This is a genomic window from Spiroplasma endosymbiont of Halictus nicosiae, assembly GCF_978018445.1.
The window spans coordinates 1,206,520-1,232,472 of record NZ_OZ389573.1; the positions used below are offsets into that span (position 1 = coordinate 1,206,520).

The 25,953-nt window shown below is 25.1% G+C and carries 42 protein-coding genes and 1 pseudogene; 20 read left to right on the forward strand and 23 right to left on the reverse strand.

The window, feature by feature from the left end; genetic code table 4:
* Window positions 1-349: 349 nt before the first annotated feature.
* The 4 genes from ACZ91P_RS08335 to ACZ91P_RS08350 all read left to right on the forward strand — a co-directional run bounded on the left by ACZ91P_RS08335 (window position 350) and on the right by ACZ91P_RS08350 (window position 3,337).
* On the forward strand, window positions 350-1,519 hold the full coding sequence (locus ACZ91P_RS08335) for a hypothetical protein (RefSeq protein WP_465158879.1): 1,170 nt from the start codon (window positions 350-352) through the stop codon (window positions 1,517-1,519).
* Between the two features lie 91 nt (window positions 1,520-1,610).
* Window positions 1,611-2,207 (forward strand): hypothetical protein, encoded by a 597-nt coding sequence (locus ACZ91P_RS08340; RefSeq protein WP_465158880.1) that lies wholly within the window; start codon window positions 1,611-1,613, stop codon window positions 2,205-2,207.
* Complete coding sequence (locus ACZ91P_RS08345) at window positions 2,197-2,808, forward strand: hypothetical protein (RefSeq protein WP_465158881.1); 612 nt, start codon at window positions 2,197-2,199, stop codon at window positions 2,806-2,808. The genes ACZ91P_RS08340 and ACZ91P_RS08345 overlap by 11 nt, the downstream gene beginning before the upstream one ends.
* 7 nt (window positions 2,809-2,815) lie before the next feature.
* Complete coding sequence (locus ACZ91P_RS08350; protein WP_465158882.1) at window positions 2,816-3,337, forward strand: hypothetical protein; 522 nt, start codon at window positions 2,816-2,818, stop codon at window positions 3,335-3,337.
* 424 nt (window positions 3,338-3,761) lie between these two features.
* Here the strand turns inward: ACZ91P_RS08350 and ACZ91P_RS08355 are convergent, their stop codons facing one another.
* Both ACZ91P_RS08355 and ACZ91P_RS08360 read right to left on the reverse strand, forming a co-directional pair.
* Window positions 3,762-4,082 (reverse strand): FAD-binding domain-containing protein, encoded by a 321-nt coding sequence (locus ACZ91P_RS08355; RefSeq protein ID WP_465158883.1) that lies wholly within the window; start codon window positions 4,080-4,082, stop codon window positions 3,762-3,764.
* 85 nt (window positions 4,083-4,167) lie between these two features.
* Window positions 4,168-4,953, reverse strand: a complete 786-nt coding sequence (locus tag ACZ91P_RS08360) for a deoxyribodipyrimidine photo-lyase (RefSeq protein WP_465158884.1) — start codon at window positions 4,951-4,953, stop codon at window positions 4,168-4,170.
* Window positions 4,954-5,100: 147 nt separating this feature from the next.
* Here ACZ91P_RS08360 and ACZ91P_RS08365 point away from each other — a divergent pair, with 147 nt between their 5' ends.
* Window positions 5,101-5,862, forward strand: a complete 762-nt coding sequence (locus ACZ91P_RS08365) for a hypothetical protein (RefSeq protein WP_465158885.1) — start codon at window positions 5,101-5,103, stop codon at window positions 5,860-5,862.
* Between the two features lie 8 nt (window positions 5,863-5,870).
* Here the strand turns inward: ACZ91P_RS08365 and dinB are convergent, their stop codons facing one another.
* From dinB to ACZ91P_RS08380, 3 genes are all read right to left on the reverse strand, one after another.
* Window positions 5,871-7,127, reverse strand: coding sequence for a DNA polymerase IV (dinB, locus tag ACZ91P_RS08370; RefSeq protein ID WP_465158886.1), 1,257 nt, complete (start codon window positions 7,125-7,127; stop codon window positions 5,871-5,873).
* 20 nt (window positions 7,128-7,147) lie between these two features.
* Window positions 7,148-7,792, reverse strand: coding sequence for a hypothetical protein (locus tag ACZ91P_RS08375; RefSeq protein ID WP_465158887.1), 645 nt, complete (start codon window positions 7,790-7,792; stop codon window positions 7,148-7,150).
* 265 nt (window positions 7,793-8,057) lie between these two features.
* Window positions 8,058-8,354 carry a hypothetical protein gene (locus tag ACZ91P_RS08380; RefSeq protein ID WP_465158888.1) on the reverse strand — a complete coding sequence of 99 codons (297 nt, stop codon included), beginning with the start codon at window positions 8,352-8,354 and terminating at the stop codon, window positions 8,058-8,060.
* 96 nt (window positions 8,355-8,450) lie between these two features.
* Here ACZ91P_RS08380 and ACZ91P_RS08385 point away from each other — a divergent pair, with 96 nt between their 5' ends.
* Window positions 8,451-8,708 (forward strand): hypothetical protein, encoded by a 258-nt coding sequence (locus tag ACZ91P_RS08385; RefSeq protein ID WP_465158889.1) that lies wholly within the window; start codon window positions 8,451-8,453, stop codon window positions 8,706-8,708.
* Between the two features lie 104 nt (window positions 8,709-8,812).
* On the opposite strand, the gene ACZ91P_RS08390 is transcribed toward ACZ91P_RS08385, so the two are convergent.
* From ACZ91P_RS08390 to ACZ91P_RS08400, 3 genes and pseudogenes are all read right to left on the reverse strand, one after another.
* Complete coding sequence (locus ACZ91P_RS08390) at window positions 8,813-9,235, reverse strand: beta/alpha barrel domain-containing protein (RefSeq protein ID WP_465158890.1); 423 nt, start codon at window positions 9,233-9,235, stop codon at window positions 8,813-8,815.
* Window positions 9,228-11,044 (reverse strand): annotated as a pseudogene (locus tag ACZ91P_RS08395) (PTS transporter subunit IIC). The gene ACZ91P_RS08390 and the pseudogene ACZ91P_RS08395 overlap by 8 nt, the downstream one beginning before the upstream one ends.
* Before the next feature lie 290 nt (window positions 11,045-11,334).
* Window positions 11,335-11,550 (reverse strand): YneF family protein, encoded by a 216-nt coding sequence (locus tag ACZ91P_RS08400; RefSeq protein ID WP_114564239.1) that lies wholly within the window; start codon window positions 11,548-11,550, stop codon window positions 11,335-11,337.
* A gap of 335 nt (window positions 11,551-11,885) precedes the next feature.
* Between ACZ91P_RS08400 and ACZ91P_RS08405 the strand changes: the two genes are divergently transcribed.
* The 6 genes from ACZ91P_RS08405 to ACZ91P_RS08430 all read left to right on the forward strand — a co-directional run bounded on the left by ACZ91P_RS08405 (window position 11,886) and on the right by ACZ91P_RS08430 (window position 14,625).
* Window positions 11,886-12,056 carry a hypothetical protein gene (locus ACZ91P_RS08405; RefSeq protein WP_465158891.1) on the forward strand — a complete coding sequence of 57 codons (171 nt, stop codon included), beginning with the start codon at window positions 11,886-11,888 and terminating at the stop codon, window positions 12,054-12,056.
* On the forward strand, window positions 12,046-13,236 hold the full coding sequence (locus ACZ91P_RS08410) for a hypothetical protein (RefSeq protein WP_465158892.1): 1,191 nt from the start codon (window positions 12,046-12,048) through the stop codon (window positions 13,234-13,236). The genes ACZ91P_RS08405 and ACZ91P_RS08410 overlap by 11 nt, the downstream gene beginning before the upstream one ends.
* A gap of 75 nt (window positions 13,237-13,311) precedes the next feature.
* Window positions 13,312-13,539 (forward strand): hypothetical protein, encoded by a 228-nt coding sequence (locus tag ACZ91P_RS08415; RefSeq protein WP_465158893.1) that lies wholly within the window; start codon window positions 13,312-13,314, stop codon window positions 13,537-13,539.
* A gap of 214 nt (window positions 13,540-13,753) precedes the next feature.
* Window positions 13,754-14,005, forward strand: coding sequence for a hypothetical protein (locus ACZ91P_RS08420; RefSeq protein ID WP_465158894.1), 252 nt, complete (start codon window positions 13,754-13,756; stop codon window positions 14,003-14,005).
* 30 nt (window positions 14,006-14,035) lie between these two features.
* Window positions 14,036-14,203 (forward strand): hypothetical protein, encoded by a 168-nt coding sequence (locus ACZ91P_RS08425; RefSeq protein ID WP_465158895.1) that lies wholly within the window; start codon window positions 14,036-14,038, stop codon window positions 14,201-14,203.
* 134 nt (window positions 14,204-14,337) lie between these two features.
* Window positions 14,338-14,625, forward strand: a complete 288-nt coding sequence (locus ACZ91P_RS08430) for a hypothetical protein (protein ID WP_465158896.1) — start codon at window positions 14,338-14,340, stop codon at window positions 14,623-14,625.
* Between the two features lie 25 nt (window positions 14,626-14,650).
* Here the strand turns inward: ACZ91P_RS08430 and ACZ91P_RS08435 are convergent, their stop codons facing one another.
* The 15 genes from ACZ91P_RS08435 to ACZ91P_RS08505 all read right to left on the reverse strand — a co-directional run bounded on the left by ACZ91P_RS08435 (window position 14,651) and on the right by ACZ91P_RS08505 (window position 22,616).
* Window positions 14,651-14,827: a hypothetical protein gene (locus ACZ91P_RS08435; RefSeq protein ID WP_465158897.1), complete on the reverse strand. Its 177-nt coding sequence runs from the start codon at window positions 14,825-14,827 to the stop codon at window positions 14,651-14,653.
* Window positions 14,828-14,831: 4 nt separating this feature from the next.
* Window positions 14,832-15,287, reverse strand: a complete 456-nt coding sequence (locus ACZ91P_RS08440; protein WP_465158898.1) for a hypothetical protein — start codon at window positions 15,285-15,287, stop codon at window positions 14,832-14,834.
* A gap of 162 nt (window positions 15,288-15,449) precedes the next feature.
* Complete coding sequence (locus ACZ91P_RS08445; protein WP_465158899.1) at window positions 15,450-15,728, reverse strand: ERF family protein; 279 nt, start codon at window positions 15,726-15,728, stop codon at window positions 15,450-15,452.
* Window positions 15,729-15,971 (reverse strand): hypothetical protein, encoded by a 243-nt coding sequence (locus ACZ91P_RS08450; protein WP_465158900.1) that lies wholly within the window; start codon window positions 15,969-15,971, stop codon window positions 15,729-15,731.
* Entirely contained in the window at window positions 15,955-16,263 is a 309-nt protein-coding gene (locus ACZ91P_RS08455) for a hypothetical protein (RefSeq protein WP_465158901.1), read from the reverse strand. Before ACZ91P_RS08455 ends, ACZ91P_RS08450 begins: the two co-directional genes overlap by 17 nt.
* Window positions 16,264-16,290: 27 nt before the next feature.
* Window positions 16,291-16,608, reverse strand: a complete 318-nt coding sequence (locus ACZ91P_RS08460) for a hypothetical protein (RefSeq protein WP_465158902.1) — start codon at window positions 16,606-16,608, stop codon at window positions 16,291-16,293.
* On the reverse strand, window positions 16,599-17,015 hold the full coding sequence (locus ACZ91P_RS08465; protein WP_465158903.1) for a single-stranded DNA-binding protein: 417 nt from the start codon (window positions 17,013-17,015) through the stop codon (window positions 16,599-16,601). Before ACZ91P_RS08465 ends, ACZ91P_RS08460 begins: the two co-directional genes overlap by 10 nt.
* Entirely contained in the window at window positions 17,008-17,154 is a 147-nt protein-coding gene (locus ACZ91P_RS08470; RefSeq protein ID WP_465158904.1) for a hypothetical protein, read from the reverse strand. Before ACZ91P_RS08470 ends, ACZ91P_RS08465 begins: the two co-directional genes overlap by 8 nt.
* 1 nt (window position 17,155) lies before the next feature.
* Window positions 17,156-17,329 carry a hypothetical protein gene (locus ACZ91P_RS08475; RefSeq protein WP_338988935.1) on the reverse strand — a complete coding sequence of 58 codons (174 nt, stop codon included), beginning with the start codon at window positions 17,327-17,329 and terminating at the stop codon, window positions 17,156-17,158.
* Between the two features lie 13 nt (window positions 17,330-17,342).
* Window positions 17,343-17,510: a hypothetical protein gene (locus ACZ91P_RS08480; protein ID WP_465158905.1), complete on the reverse strand. Its 168-nt coding sequence runs from the start codon at window positions 17,508-17,510 to the stop codon at window positions 17,343-17,345.
* A 9-nt stretch (window positions 17,511-17,519) separates the two neighbouring features.
* Window positions 17,520-17,660, reverse strand: a complete 141-nt coding sequence (locus tag ACZ91P_RS08485; protein ID WP_465158906.1) for a hypothetical protein — start codon at window positions 17,658-17,660, stop codon at window positions 17,520-17,522.
* A gap of 9 nt (window positions 17,661-17,669) precedes the next feature.
* Entirely contained in the window at window positions 17,670-17,804 is a 135-nt protein-coding gene (locus tag ACZ91P_RS08490; RefSeq protein ID WP_465158907.1) for a hypothetical protein, read from the reverse strand.
* 1,341 nt (window positions 17,805-19,145) lie between these two features.
* Complete coding sequence (gene aspS / locus ACZ91P_RS08495) at window positions 19,146-20,879, reverse strand: aspartate--tRNA ligase (protein ID WP_465158908.1); 1,734 nt, start codon at window positions 20,877-20,879, stop codon at window positions 19,146-19,148.
* Window positions 20,879-22,135, reverse strand: coding sequence for a histidine--tRNA ligase (gene hisS / locus ACZ91P_RS08500; RefSeq protein ID WP_465158909.1), 1,257 nt, complete (start codon window positions 22,133-22,135; stop codon window positions 20,879-20,881). The genes aspS and hisS overlap by 1 nt, the downstream gene beginning before the upstream one ends.
* A gap of 337 nt (window positions 22,136-22,472) precedes the next feature.
* Entirely contained in the window at window positions 22,473-22,616 is a 144-nt protein-coding gene (locus ACZ91P_RS08505) for a hypothetical protein (protein ID WP_465158910.1), read from the reverse strand.
* Between the two features lie 743 nt (window positions 22,617-23,359).
* Between ACZ91P_RS08505 and ACZ91P_RS08510 the strand changes: the two genes are divergently transcribed.
* From ACZ91P_RS08510 to ACZ91P_RS08545, 8 genes are all read left to right on the forward strand, one after another.
* Window positions 23,360-23,584 (forward strand): hypothetical protein, encoded by a 225-nt coding sequence (locus ACZ91P_RS08510; protein ID WP_465158911.1) that lies wholly within the window; start codon window positions 23,360-23,362, stop codon window positions 23,582-23,584.
* A gap of 488 nt (window positions 23,585-24,072) precedes the next feature.
* The gene (locus ACZ91P_RS08515; protein WP_465158912.1) at window positions 24,073-24,207 is read left to right on the forward strand and encodes a hypothetical protein; all 135 of its coding nucleotides are present in this window, start codon (window positions 24,073-24,075) and stop codon (window positions 24,205-24,207) included.
* Between the two features lie 9 nt (window positions 24,208-24,216).
* Entirely contained in the window at window positions 24,217-24,357 is a 141-nt protein-coding gene (locus ACZ91P_RS08520; protein WP_338989719.1) for a hypothetical protein, read from the forward strand.
* Window positions 24,358-24,366: 9 nt separating this feature from the next.
* Window positions 24,367-24,534, forward strand: coding sequence for a hypothetical protein (locus ACZ91P_RS08525; RefSeq protein WP_338989654.1), 168 nt, complete (start codon window positions 24,367-24,369; stop codon window positions 24,532-24,534).
* A gap of 13 nt (window positions 24,535-24,547) precedes the next feature.
* Entirely contained in the window at window positions 24,548-24,721 is a 174-nt protein-coding gene (locus ACZ91P_RS08530) for a hypothetical protein (RefSeq protein WP_338988935.1), read from the forward strand.
* A 1-nt stretch (window position 24,722) separates the two neighbouring features.
* Entirely contained in the window at window positions 24,723-24,860 is a 138-nt protein-coding gene (locus tag ACZ91P_RS08535) for a hypothetical protein (protein ID WP_465158914.1), read from the forward strand.
* A 2-nt stretch (window positions 24,861-24,862) separates the two neighbouring features.
* Entirely contained in the window at window positions 24,863-25,279 is a 417-nt protein-coding gene (locus ACZ91P_RS08540; protein ID WP_465158915.1) for a single-stranded DNA-binding protein, read from the forward strand.
* Window positions 25,270-25,923, forward strand: a complete 654-nt coding sequence (locus ACZ91P_RS08545; RefSeq protein ID WP_465158916.1) for a hypothetical protein — start codon at window positions 25,270-25,272, stop codon at window positions 25,921-25,923. The genes ACZ91P_RS08540 and ACZ91P_RS08545 overlap by 10 nt, the downstream gene beginning before the upstream one ends.
* Window positions 25,924-25,953: the final 30 nt, after the last annotated feature.

Genomic DNA, 25,953 nt, shown 5'->3' on the forward strand with positions numbered 1-25,953 from the left:
TAGTTAAAATAGGTTGCATAAAGACTAATTAGTTATTAATATGGTCCAATCTTAATAATTAATTATGTTTTTAATTATATGTTTCCTTTGTAAAAAACTACAAAATGAAACCAACATTGTAAATAAGTACTCTTTATAATTGTATAATCATTTAACGGTCCAAAATATTACTTTTAAAGTAATTGTTTATAAAATTATTTAATAATAACTAATTGCAATGTTGGTAGAAAAAAATCTATATGTTGCCTTTGAGCGTTTTACTAACAGTAAAACGCTTTTTTATAGCAAAATTAACTAGATAAGTTTATAATTATAATAGAGTATAAACAACAGATGGGAATTATTTTACATGCAAAATGGATTAGAAAAGCAGTTGAAAGATACGTTTAAAAGTTCCGAGAAAGCAATGTTTGATGCTTTATTAAAAAGTTATTATTTAGATGATGATCAATTAGATTATTTGCATAAACATTATCGACCAATTTTTACTTTTGATGATAATGAAGCATGTATTTGTTTAAGTAATGAGCAATATGCAAATTGTTGCAAAACGAAGATATTAAATTCAACTAAAAATCGCGCTCAATATATTTCAATTTTACAAGCAGTAGGGGACTTAACATTAAAAGAACAATATATTGAACAAGAAACAAAGCATTATCAACAAGTTTTAAAAAAATGTATTAAACAAAAATGTATTTTACAAGAATGTAATAATAAAGTTGATCAGCACAATCTTTATTCGCTTGATATTAGTAAAAATCATTATTATTTAAATCGTTATCATTTTAAACATTTTTTTAAAAATATTAAAACATCTTTTTTAGATTTAAGATCAACAGAGAAAGTACCTTATTTTTTTAATGTTTTTTGTCAAAAACATTTGAATGAATATCTTCAGTCAAACAAAACGTTTGTACCGCAGTTAGAAGCATTATTAATGAATATTAACGATAATTTAGTGGATCATCAAGAAGTTTATGAAACATATGTTAATTATTATTATAGTTTAAGTGTTGCTAAACAAGTGATTTTAACAATTAAACTTTGCCGAATTATGAAATTAGCGTTAGTTTATCAATTAGAATTATCACGTTTATTAAATGTTTTAGATAATCAACAACATAGCTATGTTGTTAAAAAAATAACTTTGCCAAAAGAAATTCATTCAATTTTTTGCAATGATATTCTATTAGCACAATTAACTCCAATCACTTTTCAAGCAATTAATTCACCGAATAATCCGTTTTTACCAAATAAAATTTTATACACAAGATTAGTTAATAATGCGAAAAAAGGGGAAATTCATTTTATTTATCATAAAAATAATCGGATTTTGAATACTTACTTTGCTGAATGAGCAGAAAAAAATAAAAATGAAAAACAATGACAAAATTATCTATCAAGTATTGTCCTTAATCAAGGAACCCATTTTTTAATTAATAAAAAATATTATGATAAACTAAATCAAAAAACAAAAAATTTAATTAATATTTATTATTATAATAGGTTTGAATAACCACGAAATTCAGCAGAAGAATTAATGCTCCAAACTTTTATTAATAATTTTAATAATGGCATTAATATTTTAAAATAGGAAGTTGATGAAAATGACAATCTTAGCATGAATTATAATTGGAGTTTTTCTTAGTTTATTATTTATTTTTATTGGTTTTTTAGGATGATTTTATCAAAAAAAAAAGCAACTTTTTTTTCAAATTTTTAAACAATTAGAAGTTGAAAATCAAGAATATATTAATAATAATTTATCAAAATTAACTTTGCAAGAAATTAACGTTAAATTTAAATTAGAGCCAGGTGAAAAAGTATTTAGTAATATTCCTGTTACTGTTTACCTTACCCATAAATTAAAAAATAATCAAACTCATTCCAAATGTACAATTCCATTTTCAAATGGAATTAGTGTTGGTTATGAGCAAGGTAAAAGAATTAAAGAAATGTATCAAATTAAATTTCAAAATGGTCATATGTTTATTACAAACCAAAGAATTTTAATTATAAATGAAGACATTACTACAACTTGACCATTAAGTGAAGTTAATAATCTTGAATTAAGTATTTTTCGAATTAATAATATTCTATATCAAGGCTTTTATTTATATACGGAACAAAAACGTTTTATGATTATTGTAAAAGGCTTAGAAACGCCATATCTAATTTATAAGGTGTGAAAGCATGAATCATAATTATTTAATTGGAATTATTTTATTTAGTACTATTTTAGGTGTTGCAATAATTATTGTTGCTATTTTAGCTTTATGCCAGCAACAAAAAATAAAACATTTTAAACAAAAGAAAAATGAACTAGAAAAAATGATTGATAACAATCAAACATTCTTAAATGATAATTTAGTCGTAATTAAAATTAAATATGAATTGCCAAAAAATGAAATTTGTTATTATCAAGCACCAATTATTGGTTATGAAATAACAAAACCAAAAGAACTTCAACAAAATATATACTACTTAACTCAACAAATAAAAGAGCAATATTATATTGAATACTTGGCTGGTTATTTAAATCTTACTACTAATAATGGTAAGGAAACAATTAATGAAACCATTTATGTTACAAATTACCGCTTAGTTTTTGAAACTAAAGATCAAAATCTTATTATTTGATTAAAAGATATTAATTTTGTTTTACCAAGTATTTTTAATCTTAATGGTTTTTATCAAATCGGTTTTTTTATTAGTACTACTGAAAAAATTTATCGCTTTATTACAAATGATGTTAAAATATCAATGACAATTTTTAAAACATGACAACAAAATAGGGGAGGTTAATTAAACAATGAAAATGCATATTATTTTAGTTTTTTCATTAATCTTAATGTTAACTTTATATACTTTTCATACTTTATTTTTTATTCATTATCAAAAACAAAAAGAAAATAATAAGGCAATTAAAGAATATAAATGAAAAGCAATGATAATTTTTATCTTTATTACCATCTATCTGCTTTTAACTCCACTTAATATTTTTATTATTATTGATTATATTTTATTAATGACTTTATCAAGTATCTCAAATACATTTGCTTATTTATTTGTAATTATTGCAATTTGTAATTATGGCTTAATTTTAAGTTATTTAATTATTCAAACATTAGTTAATAATAGTTTATGAATTAAAGTAAATGATGAAACCATTTTCTTTTTAGATGAAGAAATTATCTTATCGCAAGTGATTGGTATTGATATCAATGGTTTGTTTAATAAAGTTATTTATAAAGTTGATGGAGAAATTGAAAAAAAAGTTATTGTTGGGAAAAAAACATTTGAATTTTTAGAACAAATTAAATTAACAAATTAAAAAGCAATCAACTGGCTTTCCCAACAGGTTGATTGCTTTTTTTCTGTTTGGGTAACAAAAATAATTATGTTGGCGAAATAAGGATTTATGTAAATTATTTTTTTATGGTAACTTAATTAATAAAAAGAAAAGATAAGAAATAACCTAAAGGGGAGAGATAGTAGTGTAATTATAAATCCTTTATATAATTATTCTGTTTACTTTAGAGATTTAGGAAAAATACTTTTCCTTACCCATAGTATACTATTAATATTAAAATAATACAATATTTTTTTATTTTTTAATAAAATAAAATATTTTTCCAAAATAAAAATATGAACTTTGCTAGAATTTTTCCATAATGGTTATTTACCTTTATAAATTTCTAACGCTTTTTTAACAGACATTTTGTAATCAAAAATTTTATTAATTGTGGGGCGGTTTTTTAAAAACTTATTACAATATTTTGCTGTTGGATCATATTTTTTTGTTGTAACTCAGGATTAAAAATTCGAAAAAATGGTTGAGCATCAAATCCCGTCCCTGCTACTCATTGTCATGAGCATTGATTTATAATAGGGTCATAATCTATTAACTGTTGAGCAAAATATTGTTCGCCTTTACGTCAATCAATTTGTAAATTCTTAACTAAAAACGAAGCACAAACCATTCTTGCTCGATTATGTAATAACCCTGTTTCTTTTAACTCCTTCATTCCAGCATCAATAAAATCATATCCAGTTTCACCATTTTGCCACTTTTGCAATCATTCTAGATTATTTGTCCAGTCAATTATTATTTTTTTATTTCAATTTTCACTAAAAGATCATTGTTGATGTAATTGCGCATTATTAAGTTACTTGATAATAAAAATATCGCCATGCTAATTGGCGCGCAAAAGCGTTATCAAAAACACCAAATTTTTCAATGCTTCAAAGATAACATTGCCGAATTGAAATAATGCCAAATTTTAAGGCAGTACTAATTTTTGTTGTACTAGTTTCTAAATCAACAAAATCACGAGTTTGATGATAGTTTTGATCTAACTGAAAAATTGCTGTTTTAACTTTTTCAGATACTAATGGTAAATTAAAATCACTAGATTTAACATTTGTAATGTCTTGTAAAATCTCAAGATTTTTTAATTGTTGGGGCGAAAAGGATTTAACCTTATAAGAAACAATCTTATTAACGTTAAAATGTTCTTTTAATTTATTTCAAAATGGTGTAAAAACAGTATAATATCCATTTTGAGTAGTTTTTATTGTTCATGGTTCTATTAATACATAATCATCAAATTCACGATAAATAAAATTATATTCTTTTGATAACTGACGCATTGCTTTACTTTCACGGTTTGTATATATTTTATTAATTTTATAACCTTGGTCTAATAAAAATTTAATTCCGGTTTGTTCATTTTCACTTTTTAGAAAATTAACATGAATCTTTTTCCTTAATTGTTTTAAACAATGAACCATTGATTGAAAACTACGAGGTGAAAAATAATTATTTGCTTTTATTTGTTCTTTTGTAAAAATAAATAATAAATAAATTTTATCTTTTTCATTAGCCAACTGAGCAAGACCAAGATTATCTTCAATTCTAAAATCACGATGAAAAATAAAAATGTTCATTAATTACAACCACTTACTAATTTATTTTTTATCATTATACTATAAATATGCTGTTACATAAAAAAGGATTAAATTTAATCTAATACACATTTACCTCAATTTAAGTTATAATTATATATAGATATTAAAGAGAAGCGGGGAGTTAGAATGGGAGTACCAACATTTTGTCCAATTCATTTAAAAATTCATGAATGTTCAGAAAATAGTAATAAAGTTATTTCAAGAGCAACTGAAAATAAGATTAAAGCAAAAATGAATCGAATGCTAAATCCAACTACAACTAGTAATGAACCTATTAAACCAGCAGTAGTTGAAAAGGGAACAATTCAATATATTTTAGAAAATGCTAAAAAAAATAATGAAAACATTAAACACAAATTAGGAATTCCAAATGAAGATGAAAAAGCGATTGGTGTTGATGAAAATGATATTAAAGCAAAAATGGCTCGTTTACGTGCTGCAGTTACCAACCAACAAGAAGTAGGTGAAAGCGATAATAATAATTTATCTTCCCCTACTCGTACTAGTAAAAAAGATCCTGGCTTGCAAGAAATAATCGATTATGTTTATCGAGTTAATCGTGGCATTGAACGCATCAAAAGTTCATCTGAAGAAGACCCGCTAGAAACAATTAGTGATTTAGATCAATTAAATGTTGAAATGCAAACTAACCAAGGAAAAAAAACCGTTTTAAACGCATTGAAACAAAAAAAGTCAACCAATAATAATAATAAACCTAATCCAGCACAAATAAAGAAACAAAAAGCTACTACTAAGGAAAAAATAAGTCATAAACCAGTTGAACCAACTATTATCTTAACTGCAACAGAAATTGAAGCTTTAATTGAAAAAGCTGTTGTTAAAGCAATCGCAAAAGAAAAAAATAATAAAAAGAAAAGGGGAGAATAAAAAAAGATTTACTTCCCCTTTTCTTTTAATTTTGTTTCATCTAAAATACGTTGATCTGATTGAATATATTTCGTTTGGCTATGTAATAAGTATTTTATTTCTTCTAATTTTTGACCAGTTAATAACACATCTTGGCGGTATTTTTTATTAATTTCCTTAATTAATTTATTTGTTGCAGTATCTGGTTGTAAGGTTTCTAATGTTTCAAATGAAACTTGTTCTCTTAAATCATATTTACTAATAATTCCTCGTAAACCAACACCAATTAATCGAATTGGCTGACCTGATCAAAATTGATCAAATAATATAATTGCCACTGAATAAATATCATCTAGGAAGTTAGTATACTTTTTAATTGTTTGTTGTCTTGTAAAACGTTTTCGATTAGCATTTTTAAATGTAACATAAATGACATTGCCAACCATTGTTCGTTTTTCTGCTCGTTGACTAACATGTTTTGCTAATAAATAAATTTTATTCTTAATATCTTTATAATCAATTAAGTCATATTCAAAAGTTATTTCATTACCAATTTGTTTTAATTTATTATGTTCAAAAGTTAATTGTTGTTCACCATCACCATTAGCCCGTTCAACAAAAGCATGTGCTGGTTTGCCTAAAATGGTTTCTAATGTTGCAAGATCAGCAAACTCTGCTAAATCTTTAATTGTATGAATTCCAATTTCATTTAAACGATGAGTTGCTTGTTTACCAATCCCAAATATTTTATTAACCGGTAATGGTTGAACTAAGTCAGTAACATCTTCTGACCGAATTAACGTAATTCCCATTGGTTTTTTCATATCACTAGCAATTTTTGCTAGTGATTTATTATATGAAATACCAATACTATTTGGTAATCCAACTTGTTGAAAAACATTTTGTTGCATATCAAGCGCTAATTGCATTGCCGAACCATATTTTAAATAAATATCAGTTACATCAATATAACACTCATCAATTGAAGCCACTTCAATTTTGTCAGTATAATGCATACTAATAAAATCAAATAATTTTTGCGCAAAATCAACGTATAAACCAAAATCTTGCTTAACAATTTCAAGGTCCTGGCAAATTTCTTTTGCCTTATATAACGGCATTGGACTATTAATGCCTAATTGTCGTGCTTCATAATTCGCTGTTGTTACAACTGCTCGCCGTGAAGAATTAGCAACAACAAGTGGTTTTCCTTGAAAGTGGGGATTAGCAACTTGATGACAACTAGCAAAAAAACTATTCATATCAATATGAAAAATAACTTTCATTCTTTCTCTCCCCTATTTTACTAAAGGCCAAAGGGTCCTGTATATTTATAAATTTTTTTAAAAATAAAATTATAACCAAAAATATATGTAAACTGAATACTCCGTGAATAACTACGAGCAATAATTCAATCATCATATAACTCCGGAAACTGTTTTTTAACAAATGGTCGCATTTCTGTTTCATATCAATTTTCTAAATTTTGCTTAAAATGGCCATTAAAACTTAATAAAATTAAATATGCTGCAATAATAAAAATTAATAATAAATTTAAGACTCCATAGCGATTAATAAAGTAAAAGAAATTATTATGGTCTAACAAGGCGGGATTAGTTTTTAGAATAGCAATAAAAATAATTGTAAATAATGAGACAATAAGAAAGAATAACAATAATAATGGTGGAGCCAAATATAATAAGAAATGCATTGTTTGAACATGTTTATTTTTTAAATATAATTGGGTTGCAAAAAATGTTCGCCCTAAAACATAATCTAATCCCATCCCTGATAAAAAATAAGACTGATTAAATAATTGTAAATCATTAATATAAAATGTTTTCTTTTTATAAGAATGTGTAATTAAAACTTGGCCCGGTTTACGAACAACTTTTAAACCAGTAATTTTCTTTTTCGTTAAATAGCGATCAATTACTTCTAATGAAATCATTGATTGACTTGGAGCATTATTTAAATTTGGAATCGGAACTAAAATATTTCGGTAAGATAGAATTAAAAAAAATAATATAATAATATTAATCGCAATAAAAAATCCAATTAAAATAAAGGCTATTTCACTATTTCCTAATATCATCGTAATCATCCTCTACTATTAAATAATAAAATAAACTGATACTCCTTATATTATAACTTGAAAGTGTAAATATTAATAGGTTATTGTGCTAAAAAAAATATTTTTTTCTTTTCCTTTTACTCTAATTGTTATCTTTTATAAGAGTTGTTTCCTCAATTAATTCAATCTCCCCAGTTTTAACTTTTTGTAATCGTTCTTTAACTATTGCTGATAAGGATAGTAAATTACCATTATTTAATTTCATTTGTAACAATTTTTTTCGTTCTTCATTATTGGGGTCAGCTGCTAATTTTAATAAACGCAAACGTTGTTCATAATTTAAATTATTGGGTTCTAGCACATCCTCATCTTTAATAAAGATTGCTTCTTTTTTACTTGCATCAATATTTATTTTAGCATTTTTTAAGATATTGTTCATTGTTAATGGTTCATTGTCTAAGATTTCATCTGAAATTACCGGTATTTCATTATTACTATTAATACAGCTACAATCAATCTAAACGATGTCTTATGAATGAAATCAGAAAATAATGATACTATCGTTCAATTTGCTAACGGTTCTGAACCAATTACATACAGTAATACACTAATGTGAAATAAAACAGTAAACCAAATTAAAGATATCGCACAATACTTACGAAATGAAAGCACTATCTTAAATATCAATGATATTATCAGAGCAAATAACGACAATGAATTCATCAGCAACAACATTAGCACCACGCTTGGTACTAACGCATACAATAAATTTATTGAACACATCAATAAATAATAAATCTCAAGTCATTAAATGACTAAAAATAAATAATTTAAAAAAGTTTACTTATATAAGTAAACTTTTTTAAATTATTATAAGCTTATAAGATATTAAACATATTAACGATGGGAACTTTTTTTATGTTGTTGATAATAATCATAAAACATCATTCCAGCAGTATATCAAATTACCACAATAATAATTCAATTATATTGTTTTATCGCAGTAATTAACCTCTCCCCTTCTCCCCTACTTTTAACACTATTTCAATGAAAAGTTAAATAATCAGCTTTTGTAAATAATGGCAGAAGATTCATAATATTAAAGGCTATAATATGAACATCAACAGTTAAATTCGGATAATGGTTTTTTAAATCATTGAGTTCTTTTGGACCCAACCCATAATTTGAAACAAAATGACCATCCATTACATCAAAATGAATCCAATTAATCCCCACTGCTTGTAATTTTCTTACTTCACCACTTAAATTAGCAATATCACCACAATAAATTGGGGGCGTTAACAATACTGTTTTATTCATATTCTTGTAAAAATTGTAGTAGTTTTTCTTTTAATTCTGTTTCATCTAATAAATTATCTAACATAATTTTATTCTGATATGGAATTGAATCTGCTAAATCAGTACCACAAATAACTGCTAAAATTTGTTGATCAGTAGCATCAAAAGCATTCACATTAGTATGAGTTATTTCTAAGTGCGGTAAATTTAATTCTTGTACAATCTTTTTAATGTTCATTTCAATTAATAATGATGAACCTAATCCTTGTCCGCAAACAGCAACAAGTTTATTACGATCGATAGTTTTAAGTGGCAGGTTTGAAGCAATGATAGGTTGCTTGGATGGTACATTAAGATTAGTTTTAATAGGAAGCGGGTTTGTTTGGTAATCTTTTTTTGTTCGTAAAAAAGTTATTAAATTAAGAAGTGGTAATATTAGTCACAGGATAACGGCAAGAACTGGTAACAATCATAAACTAACTTTTCGCCCAACTAACTGTCCTAACCCAGCAATTGGTAAACCTAAGAGAAAATCACTATCTCCTCATGTTAAACCGTTTAAACTACCATTAGCATTTGTTAATGTATGAATATATTTTAAACCAAAAAATAAGAATGGAATAAAAGTCATTAAAATCCCATTTAGAAATGGACCAAAGATTGCTCCTCATACGCCTCCATACGCATCCCCAAAGACACCAGCGGTTGCTCCGACAAAGAAATGCGGAACAATACTTGGAATCACAATTGCTCAGCCAATAAAACTATGATCTTGTCAATCAATTTGATGAACAATAATAATTGTAATTGCCATACCAATGATTCCGCCAAGAAATGAGGCAATAAAACCAATTAAGACCGCATTTTGGGCATATGGAAACATTGTTAGACAGTCTAACGCTGCTTTTGCATTTGGTACTAACTTTTGAGAAATTCCTTTAAACGAAGGAACAATTTCGGCAATAAACATTCGAATCCCAATTAGTAATACTTCAACCCCAGCAGCAAAGGCAAATGATTGTAATAATCCTTGGACAAAAACATCTTGACCAGTATTAAGAATGTTAGCATTAACTAAGGCATCATAGCCTTTCACACCCCATGCAGTAAAGTAAATAATTAAGTATAAGAAAAACATTGTTATTGCAATTGCAATATTAGTATTACGTAAGAAGCTTAATCTTTTTGGAAACTTAATTTCTTCTGTTGATTTAAGTGGTTTACGACTTATTTTTGCAATTACAATTCCAATTCAAGCAGAAAACAAGTATGATAATGATCCGGTATGGCCAACTGCTAAGGTATCGGATTTCGTAATTTTAATGAGATATTTATTTAATAATGCTGGCCAAATAATCATTCATAGCGATACCAATAATGCACCAGTAATAACAATAATTGGTAAATCTTCAGCTAAATTTAACTCCACTAAATTTAAAACACTAGCAAACATTACTGATAAGTAAAATAAGACATGGCCAGTTAAATAAATATATTTATAAGTGGTAATCCGTGCTAATAAAATATTTAATAACATTGTACAAATCATAATTAATGATCCAGTTAACACAATTTTTTGTAAACTATTTAAAAATAAGCCAGGAATATAACATCATTATTAACAATAATCCCATTAATCCCAAACAATAAATTAAAAGCATTTCCTAATTTATCAACTGCACCAGCTAAAATCCCAGCTCCCCCACCGATAATTAAAAACCCGTTCTTGCATTGTAATAAACAACCAACAAGAGCAAATAAACCAATCAAGATTGCTGGTGTGCCAATAAATTCTTTAAAGAAATTTAAAACATAATCGCCAGTTGTTAAAGAAAAAAACTCGACATTTTTTCCCTCCTTGCTAATTATCATCTTTGTAGTATTAAGATAACGAAGGTTTCTTCTAACATCTTAAATCAACATAACATATGTAACATATGTCTATTTTGATTTTATTTTTTTCTTTCTTCTTCGCAATTTGTTTTCTTCTTTTTGATAATAACTAGTAAAATTGTAAATTTTTTGCAAATTTATGCAAAAGTATTTCTAATGTTAATTATTTGGTAAAACAAAAACACATGTTAGATTATTAATTTAAGCAAAAGATATTAAATCCAATCTTATTTTGCACGTTTCATTGAATTCATAACCTTTTTAATATCTGCTTCCGACGGTTTGCGTCCCATTTGCATATACATTGCTCGAATTTGTTTTTCAGTAATTGGGGGATTATCACGTAATTGTTTTTGCACAATTTTTTTGGTAATTAAAAATCCTAAAACCCCACCAATAACTAAACAACCAATCCCAATAATAAGTCCTCCTCATCAAGGCATTCTTGTTATCCTCCTTTTTTGTAATAAGTAATTATTAGCATAATTCCTATAATATTTTAACATATTTTTTAAAATAAGTCTTATTTTCCTGGTTTTTAAGAATCTGCTTTTCTTCGATTACATTTAACATGGACATTTAAGAAATTATATTAAAAAGCCATTACCACAAGCATTAAAAGAAAAATATCCCAAAGGAACTACTAAATTAACATTACCAACAGTTCAAAAATTAAATCAAATTAAAAAGTTTATTAATAATTTAAAGATTGGACATTTTAATTTTAATTTTGCTGGTGAAATTAATAATAAAAAATGGTATCGTGAACGCCGAAGTGATGTTAAAAATATTAAGAATTTATATAAAACACCAGTTAAAAATATGTTTTACAAAACTAATCAAACTATTAAAACAATTAAGAAAACAAAAACAAGAGTTAATAGATAAGCCAAGTAATTTAAAAAATAAATATCGTAATCAATTAAGAGGTGTTTTATATGGAAAATAATTTAAGTAATTTGTTATTTATAACAGTTGAAGATGTTAAAGAAAGTAAACTTTGACAACCTATTAATGATAGAAAACAATCTGCTTATAATGATAATTTAATTTATAATGCTATTTTAAAAACTAGTTTATGAATGGATAGATTATCAGGTGGGACAATTTCCGATAAAATTAATAAAAAAGATTTATTTCCATGAGTAAAAAAAGATAATACTGGTTTAATTGAATATGATAAATGATTAAGTTATATTCAATCTGCTTGTTTATTAGCAGTTATAAATTGATATTTACCAAAAGGAGTTAATGATTTAACTGGTAGTGCTTTATTTTCACAAGGTGGAGTTGCTTATTCACAAACTAATGACCCTGAAGCAAATGAAAATATTACCAGAGATGTTAAAAATGCTTTAAAATTAGCCGGTGAAATAATTGATATTATATCTAGTAAAACAGTATCTAGACCATATAATTATAGTTTAGATAATTATGCTCATCCATGAGAAGAAAAATATAAGCATATTAGTAAAAAAACTTTTTATCCAACATTATTATTTTGATTAAAAGAACGATTACAAACAGATAATTCAATAAATATTTTTTATCCAACTGTTAATGATTTTTCTAAAATTGATTATAACGAATATATTAAAATTACTGTTCCGTTTGATAAAGACACTATTTATTATGAAAATAATGTTTGAAAAGCAAAACAAAGTGGTGAAATTCCATCAGATGTTATTAAAGATAGTGATTTAAATAAAGATTATATTGAAAAAGTTGATGGTAAATATATTGTAAAAACATCACAAGATTTAAAAAATAATTATTATAATAAAAATGCAGTTGATAATTTTTTAGGAAATAAACAAGATAAATTAATAAGTGGAACAAATATTAAAACTATTAATTGTAATTCATTATTAGGTAGTGGTGATATATCTATTAGTAGTGGCAATGATTGAGAATTAATTAATTATCCAGAAGCAAACGAAAAATTAAGATTTAAAATTCCAGATTATGATTTAACAAAATATTACTATAAAATATCAATTTCAATAACAGACTATTCATCTGCTAATAAATTTGTAACACATTATTTTGAAACAATATCACAAAAATCAATTTTTTCATTTTTAGAAGCTAATTCTTATGAAAGCATAATAATTAAGCAAGATGGATAAATTAAAAATGAAACAAATAATATTGTTATTAAAGATTTAACAATTAAAAGAAAATTAATAAATAATAGCGAATTAATGTCAGATGAACCACATTCTATTTATAATCGTGATATGGATATTGATTTACCAAAAGAAACATCGGATTCTTATGATATAGTGATAAGAAAAATAAATAATGCAACAACTATTAATGAATTAAATTTAATTGAAAAACATCCAATATGAAGAATTATTTCAAATAATAGAAATGATATTAAAGAATTATTTAATAAAAAATGATTAGAATTAAATAAAAATGAATAAAAAATTAAATGAGGTAAATATTTATGAAACAAGATAAAACAATTTGATTAAAGGGTGCCTTACTTAAAATTTATTTAAAAAAGACCCTATTCCGACTTATAATTGAACTCATAAAGATATTAGAGAATGAGAAAGAAAATATAAAATTCGTAGTTGAATAGTTAGTTTTTATACATTAATATTTTTAGTATTAAATTGTTGATTAGAATATGGAATGATTAATGCAATAAAAGATAATATTAATTGATATAATTATGGTCAATATTGAGGTAATGGAATTGCTATTTTACTAACACTTTTATTTACACACGGAATTCAAGGTATATTTGTTGCTAGTAGTAAACCCAAAGTAGACATGAAAATTGATATACCAAGATTAAAAATATCTAAAATGGGATTAGTATTTACAATATTACCTTTAATTACTTTAATAATTTCTTTAATTATCATTTGAATTGATAAATAAAAATGAAAAAAAGACCATTTACGACATTGTTTGAACTGCCGTATTAATCCGCATGTCGTTCAACCACGAATAGCAAAACAATGAAATAATTTAGATGGTATAACAAAAGAAAAATTAAAAAATATACAAAATGAAAATATTAAAAAACAAAAACAAGAAGAAAATAAACAAGAATTAAATATAAACAATAATAATTAAATTTTATTAAAATAGACTATATATAGGGGCGGTTGATATTTTTGGGTGGTTATATAGTTTAATTTATAAATTATTTTGTTCTGAAAGGATAGATGGCCACTGTTTGAGTAAGGATAAGAAAGGAATTAAATAAAATGAATGAAACATTAATGATTGCTTTACTTGTGTTAGCAGGTGCAGGTGGAATGGGTAGTCTTGGTATTCTAGGCTTATCTGCTAAAAAAATTAAAAAATATAAAGCAGAAATTAGAGAATTAAGAACTGCTGTTATTTCTCATGAAAAACATTTACGAGGATCTGATTATGCAACAGAATTAGCACTTAAAACAGGTCAAATTAAAAATGTTAAAAAACAAGTTAAAGTAAACAACAAAAAACAAGAACAAAAAGATGCTATTAGACAACTAACAAATAGTATTTAAAAAAATAACCTTAATTGGTTATTTTTTATTTTTCTTTATTGTGTTTTATATAAAAATTAATAAGATGTTCAATTCCTTGTGAATAAGTAAAGTCATTAAATTCATTTCAAACTTTTTCTTCATTTTTATTTAAGTAAATATTAACATTACGAATTAATTTAGAATAATATTTTCCTGTTTTTTGATTAAATGAATGTTTCATAATATTAACCCTTATAATGAGCAATAATAATGGCATCTCGTAAATGATTACTTATTTTTTTATTATTATAAAATCAACCTTTACCATATTCATAAGTTAAATTTTTATCTTTACTAAATTCTTGAATACAATCATCATTATGCTTACTTAAATTTTCCATATTTTTAACCACTGATTTAGTATAACGGGGTGATATTCAATTAACATTATTTAATTCGTGTGTATCATATTTAATTACTCCAATTATTTTTAATAAATCATTACTGTCTTTTGAACCATTAGCATTTGTATATAAACAATCTTCAATAATTTCATTTTCATTTAATATACATAAAATAAAATTAGCTTGATAAATTCAATCTTTATTTGTAAATTCTTGTTTTTTAATTAATTTATTATCTTCGTAAACAATAATACCCGTAGTACCAGTTGCTGATGGGTCAATACCTATTTTTATCATTATCTTAAAAATCTTTCTTTAAATTGATAATAAAAATCTTCGCTTTGTTTTCTAATCAGAACTGGTGATAATTTTTCAACATTTAATTCTTCTTTTAATTAATTTTTACCTTTTGAAATAATATCTTGTTCTATTTTTGTATTTGTAATAAAATTTTTAATATTAATTTTTAATATTATTGAAATGCTTTTCACTCATTCAATTTGGATTTGAATTGTTAATAATTTCTGTTTGTTCTTTTTCTTGTTTAGAATTAATTTTACTTACTTCACTATTATCGGGGTCTAATTCTTCGGTTGGTAAACCTAATAGTTTGCTTAAAACATATTTAACTCCATAAGTTAATGCTGACCTAATACTTTTAGCGGGGTCAGTATTTTTCCCTGTAAAAGGTCAATAAGTTTTAATTTCTTCTGTTTCTTTACATAAAGTTAATTCCATTTAAAAATATGGTATATCATTAATTACTTTTAAAGTATCTTTCACATAACTCCAAATATATGTAATATGATGCTTTTTAAATTCTTTTTTAACTAATTCTAATACTTGTGCTTCACCAAAATAGTTATAAATTATTCTACCATTCATTTGCATTGTTTGTTTTTTTTCTACTAAATATAATGATAAATCGTGTTGTATTTCACCAATACTTGCTATTAATGTTTTTTTAGTTTCTTGTGGCATTTTCTGATTCCTCTCTTTCTTGTCATATTAAAATTGCTTTTTTAATTTGTTCTAAATTTTGTTTAGTAATATCAACTTTTTCTTTAATTACTATTTTTAATTTTGGATTTATAATTATCATTAATATTTTTTTATTATCTATACAAAAGTCTTTTTCTAATAAATAATAAAGTTTTAATTGCCAAATATAGCGTTCAATATCTGTTTTCTCATTAGAACTAGTAATTTTTCAATCACATATTATATATTCATTATCAGTTGTTATTCAAATAAAATCAGTTGTCCCACACATTAAAGGACTATAAAGTGTTTTTTTAGTTTAATAATATTTAAATTTAATATCTTTAAAAGTTTCTTGATATAGTTTTGTAAAATTTTTAAATAATTCACGATGTGATTTTATTTCACAATCAATAAATTCAATTAATTCATCATCAAAATTATTTTTTATTCAAACATCAATCATATTATGTAAACATATTCCACGATTTTGTGCTAATTTTAAAATATTCTTATCAATTTGTGAAAAATCTTTTGGCACTAAAATATTAACAATTTTACTTAGACTAGGTATTAAAATACTATACTTATGTAATTCATCATTAAAAATATATAAAGGTTTTAAATCTAATCTCATAAAATTCTTTCATCATTATCAATATTTTGATTATCATTATTAAATAATTCTTTTGTCTCATATGAATTAAATTCTATTTTTTCTTGTGGTTTATCAGATTTTTTTAAATCATTATTTGTATGTAAAAATTCATAATTAGATACTTGAACTATTCATTCAGTTTTATTATCTTTATTTTTAAAAGATTGTAAAATACCAGTAATTGCTATTTGACTACCTTTTTGACAATATTTTTGTAAAGTAATTGCTTGTTTATTTCAAACTTGACAAGGAATAAAATCAGTTTCTTTTTGTTTTGAATATGGGCGAGTAATTGCTAAATTAAAAATAGTATATTCTTTTCCATTACTTGTTTTCTTAATTTCAATATCTTTTGTTGTTATACCAATTCCAATAAATTTATTCATTATTAAATTTCCTCCAAATTCTTTTTTCAATTAAAGTATCAATATATTCATAAGCACTTTCTTCTGAATGACATTCTTCTAATGCTTCATTAAATAAATCTTCTTCGGTATAAACTTTGCCATTTTCATCTTTTCACATATTATTCACATCCTTGTCATTTAATATTTTCATTTTCTAAATCAATAATAGTTGTTAATCATTCTTGTTGATTTTCAACATTAGCAGTAGTTTTTGCTTCTTCTAATGTATAAAAACAGCTCGTTTTAAAATCACTATATTTACTTTTCATTACCAATAAGTATCTTTTATTCATAATTTAATTCCTCCTAATTCTTTTTAGTATTTAATGCTCAATGTTTATCTGTAATATCTTCAAATGATACTGAATAACTTTTAAGCATTAATTCACTTAATTTATTTTCTTGATTGCATTCTTTATAAAAACAATAACCTCAATATCTTTTTTTAATACAAGTTTTATTTAACTTTTTCATATAAACCTCCTAAATTACTCCTTTGATTTTTTTCTCAAATTGCAATATTTTTCAACCATCAGAAGCTAAATCTAAAATATCGTTAATTTTGTAATATTGCATATAAGAAGCAATAACATCTCATTTATCTTTAAATAAATTTAAGTACATTTTGTCTCATTATAAACATTGCAAATCATAATGCTTTTTATGATGTGAAATACGACAATTAATAAGTTGACAATTAACTCAATCAAATGATGTTGTTATTTCATTTCAAGTTTTATTAATATATTTACTTTTATATTCTGTCATTTATCTATACTCCTTAATTCTTTTTATTTGTTGCTCAAATTTCACAATTAATATCATTTACTGTTACCAGATAAGCTTGTATCATTAATTCTTGTAATTTATTTTTAATTTTTTTATTTCATTTTTTCATCAAATATTTTCCTTTCTATAAAAAAACATAATATTCCTTTATTGGTTAATATTTTGATATTTAGTAAATAATTTATTTTAATATTTAATTACTTCGCCGCCCGCTCCACTTTGGGGAGTGAGCGGGGGCGGATAGGATATTTTGATAGAGTTTACCCCCATAGGGAAATAAACAAAAAACAGTTTACCCAGTTATTAATTACGCTTCATCCATCCCTACACAACTTTATATAAAGAAAATAACCTTTTGGAGTTTCAACCCTCTTGTTTTTTTAGTGTCCGATATTGTTTTTTTCGGTTTAACAACACTCTTTTTATGAAAACAAGCCAAAAAACACATGCTCTGACATTTCACAAGTGATTAATCTTGTCGGGAATTAAAGAAATAAATAGGAGAGTAAATCCAATTGCTTTCACACTTTCTTTAAGGCTTCGTGCCATAGATGCGTTATCCATCTTTAAGCATCAAAAAATATTAAGTTTTAAAGATTGAATTTTGGATTAATCGTTAGATAGTATCTTTATTTTTTTATCTCATTATCTTTTTTAATTCTTTGTTTATTAAATATATTTTTTAGTAATTATATTTAACAATTAACTAACAACTAAATAAAGCAATTATTCAAAATTTTTTAAGAAAAGAAAGGATGGATTTTTCTGAAAAAACATATTTTATTAAGTGTAAAAGATACTATCTAACAATTAATCCAATAAATATAAGTATTTTTTACAAAATAAAAAGCACTTTATTCTTTTTCAATAAAGTGCTACATTTGCATTTACAATTTACACATAAAAATATTTCAATATATAATTTGAAATATTTTTTGCTCCATATTTTTCCACACTTATTACCTATTTAACATTTTAATTTATATATTAAACTTCGATTTTTTTATAAATTTTTTGCTGTTGTTTAAAAGATACTTCTGTTTTTCTATTCTTCTTCATCTTTGATTATTTGCTTGTATTTGCCTAATCAATGTTCTTCATTCACTCATAATTATAAATTATTTATTTCCTTTTCTTAAATCAATAATTTAATATCTTTTTCTAGTTATTTTCTTAATTTAATTATATATAAAAATATCCATAATCAAAAACAAAATAAATCTCTTCACTCAAAATAAAAAAAGGCAATAAAGAATATTACCTTTGCTATAGTTTTAATATTTCATAAAAATCATATTGCTAGTTATTGTTATATATTTATTATTTTAACTTAATCCTTAATTCATCCAACTGTTTGTCCTCAACTAGACTTGGCGAAGCTGTCATTGGATCAGTTCCTGTTGTATTCTTTGAAAAAGCAATCACATCCCGAATTGATTCACTATTCGTTAAAATCATTGCTAACCGATCAAGTCCAAATGCAATTCCGCCATGGGGTGGAACACCATAATTAAAAGCATTTAAAAATCAACCAAATTTGTTCTCAATTTCTTGGTTTGATAATTGTAATGATTTAAACATTCGGGTTTGAACTTCACTTTGGTGAATACGAATGCTTCCTCCCCCAATTTCATAACCATTTAAAACTAAGTCATAAGCATCAGCACGCGCAGTTGCCATTTTCTGATCAAAATTATCAATAAATTCACTAGTTGACGCGGTAAAAGGATGATGAGCTGCTTCATAACGTTGATTTTCATCTGATCATTCATATAATGGTCAATTAATAATTCATAAGAAGTGATATTCATTCGGTGGAATTAAAGCAAACATTTTAGCTAATGCTACTCGGACTGCTCCTAAAGCTTGGCAAGTAACTGCTTTTTCATCACTAACAAAGAAGAATGTTCCAGCTTGTTTATTACATTTTTGTAATAATTTTGCTTTTTCAGCATCACTAAGTACTTTTGCAAGTGGTCCTTCTCAATTATTCTTTTCTTGTTTAACTCATACTAACCCTTGTGCTTTATTTTGTTGGGCAATCCGCGTTAATTCTTCAACTTGTTTTTTGCTGACTAATTGGGGAAGAAAAATCCCTTTTAAACTCAACTCCTTTTTTAACGCTGTTGCAAAGACTCTAAATTCAGTTTTCGCAAAAATATCTTTTGCATCAAATAACTGTAAATCATAACGCGTATCTGGTTTATCAGTGCCATATTTTTCAATTGCTTCATTATAATCCATCCGAAGAAAGGGCGTTTTAATTTTAACTTTCATCACATCTTGCATAATTGTTTGAAATAATGTTTCAACAAAATGGATAATATCATCGCGCTCAACAAAACTCATTTCTAAATCTAATTGCGTAAATTCTGGTTGACGATCACTTCGTAAGTCTTCATCGCGAAAACACTTTGCAATTTGAAAATATTTATCAAATCCGGCTAACATTAATAACTGTTTAAACAATTGCGGTGATTGTGGTAACGCATAAAAATTATGGGGATTTAAACGCGAGGGAACTAAGAAATCACGGGCACCTTCTGGTGTTGATTTGTTTAAAATTGGTGTTTCAATATCAATAAATTGATGAGCATGACAAAATTGCCGAATTGTTTGCACTAATTGATTTCGTAACATAATTTTTTGTTGCATTATTGGTCGACGTAAATCTAAATAACGATATTTCATTCGAACATCTTCTAACGCATCAGTGACATCATTAATAATTAATGGCAGCGTTTCGGCTTTTGATAAAATTGTGACTTGTTTAGCTGCAATTTCAATTGCCCCGGTTGGTAATTCTAAATTCTTACTTTTTCGTTCAATTACTACACCTTCAATACTAATAACAAATTCATTTCGAATTGTATTAATCATCGCATATTGGGGATGCACTGGTTGGACAACAACTTGTGTAATCCCTGTTCGATCACGTAAATCTAAGAAAATAATCCCCCCTAACCGACGATTCTTTGCCACTCAACCACTTAAAACAACCTTTGCTTTAACATTTTTTAATGTTAATTCACCACAAGTATGTGTTCTCTTCATTATTTCTTCTCCTTACTTAAAACTGTAATAATCTTGTCAAACTTAACTTCTTGTTCTTTTCCTGTTTGTTGGTTCTTAATTTTTACAACATTTTTTTTCAATTCTTCATGACCAATAATAATAGCATTCTTTGCTTTCAAACGCTCTAATGATTTAAACTGAGCTTTAACACTACGTGTTAAATAATCACAATCAACACGAAAACCACTTGCTCGAAGTAATAACAACAACGAAGCAGCAAAATAACGCGCATGATCAGATAAACAAATTAAATAAGCATCAAGATAAGCCTCATCAGCTAGGGCAATATTATTCGCAGCTAAACTTAATAACAATCGTTCTAATCCTAAGGCAAAGCCTACCGCTGGATAATCTAAACTTGGTTCAAAGGTGTGCACTAATTGGTCATACCGTCCGCCACCTAGTAAAGTTAATTCTCGTTCTACTTCCTCAATCACAATTTCAAAAACAACGCCAGTATAATAATCTAATCCTCGTACTAATTGCGCATCTAAGGTAAAAGGAATTCCTAATTTAGTTAACAACTTTTGAATTGCCACAAATTCTTCATTTTCTGTTGGGGTTAAATAATCATAAATCTTTGGTGCATTACTAAATTTATCATGATCAATGATACAATCTAATACTCGTAATGGATTCTTTTGTACCCGAATTTGACAATCAGCACATAATGTTTGTTCTTGGAAGAAAGCTGTTAACACACCAAGATACTTTGTTCGTGCTGCACCAATTGTTAAATAATTTAGTTTTAATGTTAAATTTGTTAATCCAAGTGTTTTTAATAAATTATAACCAAGTAAAATAACTTCAACATCTAATAAATAATTCTTAGATCCGACCACTTCAACTCCAAACTGATTAAATTGACGTAAACGACCATGTTGAGGTCGTTCATAACGAAACATATTCCCAAGGTAAAATAATTTTAATGGTAATTCATATTTCCCATATAGTTTATTTTCAATAATACTGCGAATAACAGGTGCGGTTCCTTCTGGACGTAAAACAAATGTTCGCTCTTTTTTATCTAATAATTTAAACATTTCTTTGCTAACAATATCGGTTTCTGCTCCTACTGAACGCACAAATAAATCTTTTGCTTCAAAAATTGGAGTTCTAATTTCATGATAGTTATATTGCATAACAAAACTACGCAGCATTAATTCTAGGGCACTTAATTCACTTGCTTTTTCATAATAAAGATCTTCAGTTCCTCGTGGTTTTTGGATATTCATAACTTTCTTCCCTTCTAAATAAAAAACTAAAAGATTGTTTAGGAACGAAAAATCGCGGTGCCATCTTATTTCATTATCTTTTAGTTAATGCGCTTACTTGTCAAAATCTATTAAATTTTATCTTCATGTTGTCATTACGCTTTAAAATTCCAATAGTTTCCACCAGCCACTATTTTTCTGTTCAATTATTGTCAACAATAATTTCTTTCAATTAAAATTATACCTATTTTTTAAGAAAAGTAAAATAAATTAGCAATTTATCTTGTAAAAACCATTCATATTTAAGACCTGTTAGACTTTTAAAAATATTTCTGGTTTTTATTCCCCTTAATTAATTTTAAATCCGACGTTGATACAATTCACCTAATACTAATGTTTGTAACTCTTTAATTGTTATTTTTCTATCTTTTAGCATTATTTCTCTCCATCAAACTTGTTCTTTTGCGTTATATAATTTAAACGTAATTAATCATTCAATCAAAATAAATTGAATTTTTAAAATATTAATTATATATATCAAAATAAAATTTTATTATAATTAGATAAATATATTAATTCATTTTTTACTACTAATGTATATTTGAAATATTTATATGACCATATATAAGCAAATGCGAAAAAAAGTAAAAAAATATTTAATATTGTAAAAATTAATTGAATTATAAGCTTTCTTTTAGTTATTGGATTACAAATAAAACTACCGTTTAAATCTAAATAATTATTACTTTGATTTTTTCTTATTTTTTTTAAACAAAACAAATCCAATAATATTTAAAGTTAATATATTATATATATTAAACAAAATTCTATTTTTTAATAAAAAAAGATAAGAGGAAAACATTAATATATGTAAACTTGTTCATCATTGTGCAAACAAAAATGAAATTATAAGGTCGCATGAAAAAAAAAAAAAAAAGAAGGGTTTTAACAAATACATAGAAATTGAATAAAAATAATAAATCATTTACTAAAATTGTTTTTTTATTTGTAAAACCAAAATTATTAATTGATTCAGAGAAAGGACAGCATCTTAAATTCTTAAAATAGAAACTTTTTATTACAACTTTTTGATACCCTCTTTAAGTTGTTTACACATTTATTAAATATCTTAGAAATCTTTATAAAGTGTACCTGTTTTTCTCCTAATTTAAGGGGTTGTCCTTTCTCTGTTTCAGTTAATTAATTTGCTAATAAAAAAACTTAATAAAAAGGAAGGAGTAAGTAATGAAAATTAATAAGCAACAACAAATTTGCGATATTGATAACTGCTATAAAGCAATATCATTCATTACCGAAGAATTTTTATCAAATAAAGTTTTATGAACTTGTGAAAAACATAAAGATTTATTAAATCACACAAAAGTTAAAAAACAAAAGCGGTTTTATAAACGCTTAGAAAATTCAAAAATTATCTTTATGCAGAGTAGAACGGTTATTTTTAATAACTAAGTGTTTTTATTCCACAGCCGGCCGAGGCAAGTACTGAAATAGTGTATGAGGAAAAATGTAAATCGGCGCTGGTTCATTAGAACTAAGCGATAGTCGTGATAAGTCCAAGGTTAATATCAAACGACAATAAAAATAGAGATAGTGACTTTACAATTAAATTTGCGAAAAGTGTGGTTGGTTGGAGTTTTATAGCATTTGGTCCTTTAAAATGCGAGTGAATTTTTAATTTAAAAACTGAACGTCAAATCCCAGAGCAAAAGCACAAATGGGCACGTATAAAGGAAGACATATATATGTCTGGCGTCAATATATTAAAAAAACAACTGTGGATTATTAAACATTCAAACAATTAACATATCGCCACCGCTCACCCCAGTGAGGCGGATGGCGTAGTAAGTAAATAGATAAATACTTATATAACTAATTTTCGCTTGGTACTTTCACTTGGGAGTGAGTGCCAGCGAGTTAAAACTAGGAGGAAAAAATAAATGACAAAATATAAAAATAAATATATTAATAAAACTTGAAATGAAATAACAACATCATTTTATTGAGTTAATTGTCAACCTATTAATTGTCGTATTTCACATCATAAAAAGCATTATGATTTGCAATGTTTATAATGAGCCAAAATGTACTTAAATTTATTTAAAGATAAATGAGATGTTATTGCTTCTTATATGCAATATTATAAAATTAACGATATTTTAGATTTAGCTTCTGATGGTTGAAAAATATTGCAATTTGAGAAAAAAATCAAAGGAATAATTTAGGAGGTATATATGAAAAAGTTAAATAAAACTTGTATTAAAAAAAGATATTGAGGTTATTGTTTTCATAAAGAATGCAATCAAGAAAATAAATTAAGTGAATTAATGCTTAAAAGTTATTCAGTATCATTTGAAGATATTACAGATGAACATTGAGCATTAAATACTAAAAAGAATTAGGAGGAATTAAATTATGAATAAAAGATACTTATTGGTAATGAAAAGTAAATATAGTGATTTTAAAACGAGCTGTTTTTATACATTAGAAGAAGCAAAAACTACTGCTAATGTTGAAAATCAACAAGAATGATTAACAACTATTATTGATTTAGAAAATGAAAATATTAAATGACAAGGATGTGAATAATATGTGAAAAGATGAAAATGGAAAAGTTTATACCGAAGAATATTTATTTAATGAAGCATTAGAAGAATGTCATTCAGAAGAAAGTGCTTATTACTATATTGATAGTTTAATTGAAGAAAAGAATTTGGAGGAAATTTAATAATGAATAAATTTATTGGAATTGGTATAACAACAAAAGATATTGAAATTAAGAAAACAAGTAATGGAAAAGAATATACTATTTTTAATTTAGCAATTACTCGCCCATATTCAAAACAAAAAGAAACTGATTTTATTCCTTGTCAAGTTTGAAATAAACAAGCAATTACTTTACAAAAATATTGTCAAAAAGGTAGTGAAATAGCAATTACTGGTGTATTACAATCTTTTAAAAATAAAGATAATAAAACTGAATGAATAGTTCAAATATCTAATTATGAATTTTTACATACAAATAATGATTTAAAAAAATCTGATAAACCACAAGAAAAAATAGAATTTAATTCATCTGAGACAAAAGAATTATTTAATAATGATAATCAAAATATTGGTAATGATGAAACAATTTTATGAGATTAGATTTAAAACCTTTATATATTTTTAATGATAAATTACATAAGTATAGTATTTTAATACCTAGTGTAAGTAAAATTGTTAATATTTTAGTGCCAAAAGATTTTTCACAAATTGATGAGAATATTTTAAAATTAGCACAAAATCGTGGAATATGTTTACATAATATGATTGATGTTTGAATAAAAAATAATTTTGATGATGAATTAATTGAATTTATTGATTGTAAAATAAAATCAGATCGTGAATTATTTAAAAATTTTACAAAACTATATCAAGAAACTTTTAAAGATATTAAATTTAAATATTATGAAACTGAAAAAACACTTTATAGTCCTTTAATGTGTGGGACAACTGATTTTATTAGAATAACAACTGATAATGAATATATAATATGTGATTGAAAAATTACTAGTTCTAATGAGAAAACAGATATTGAACGCTATATTTGGCAATTAAAACTTTTTTATTTATTAGAAAAAGACTTTTGTATAGATAATAAAAAAATATTAATGATAATTATAAATCCAAAATTAAAAATAGTAATTAAAGAAAAAGTTGATATTACTAAACAAAATTTAGAACAAATTAAAGAAGCAATTTTAATATGACAAGAAAGAGAGGAATGAGAAAATGCCACAAGAAAATAAAAAACATTAATAGCAAGTATTGGTGAAATA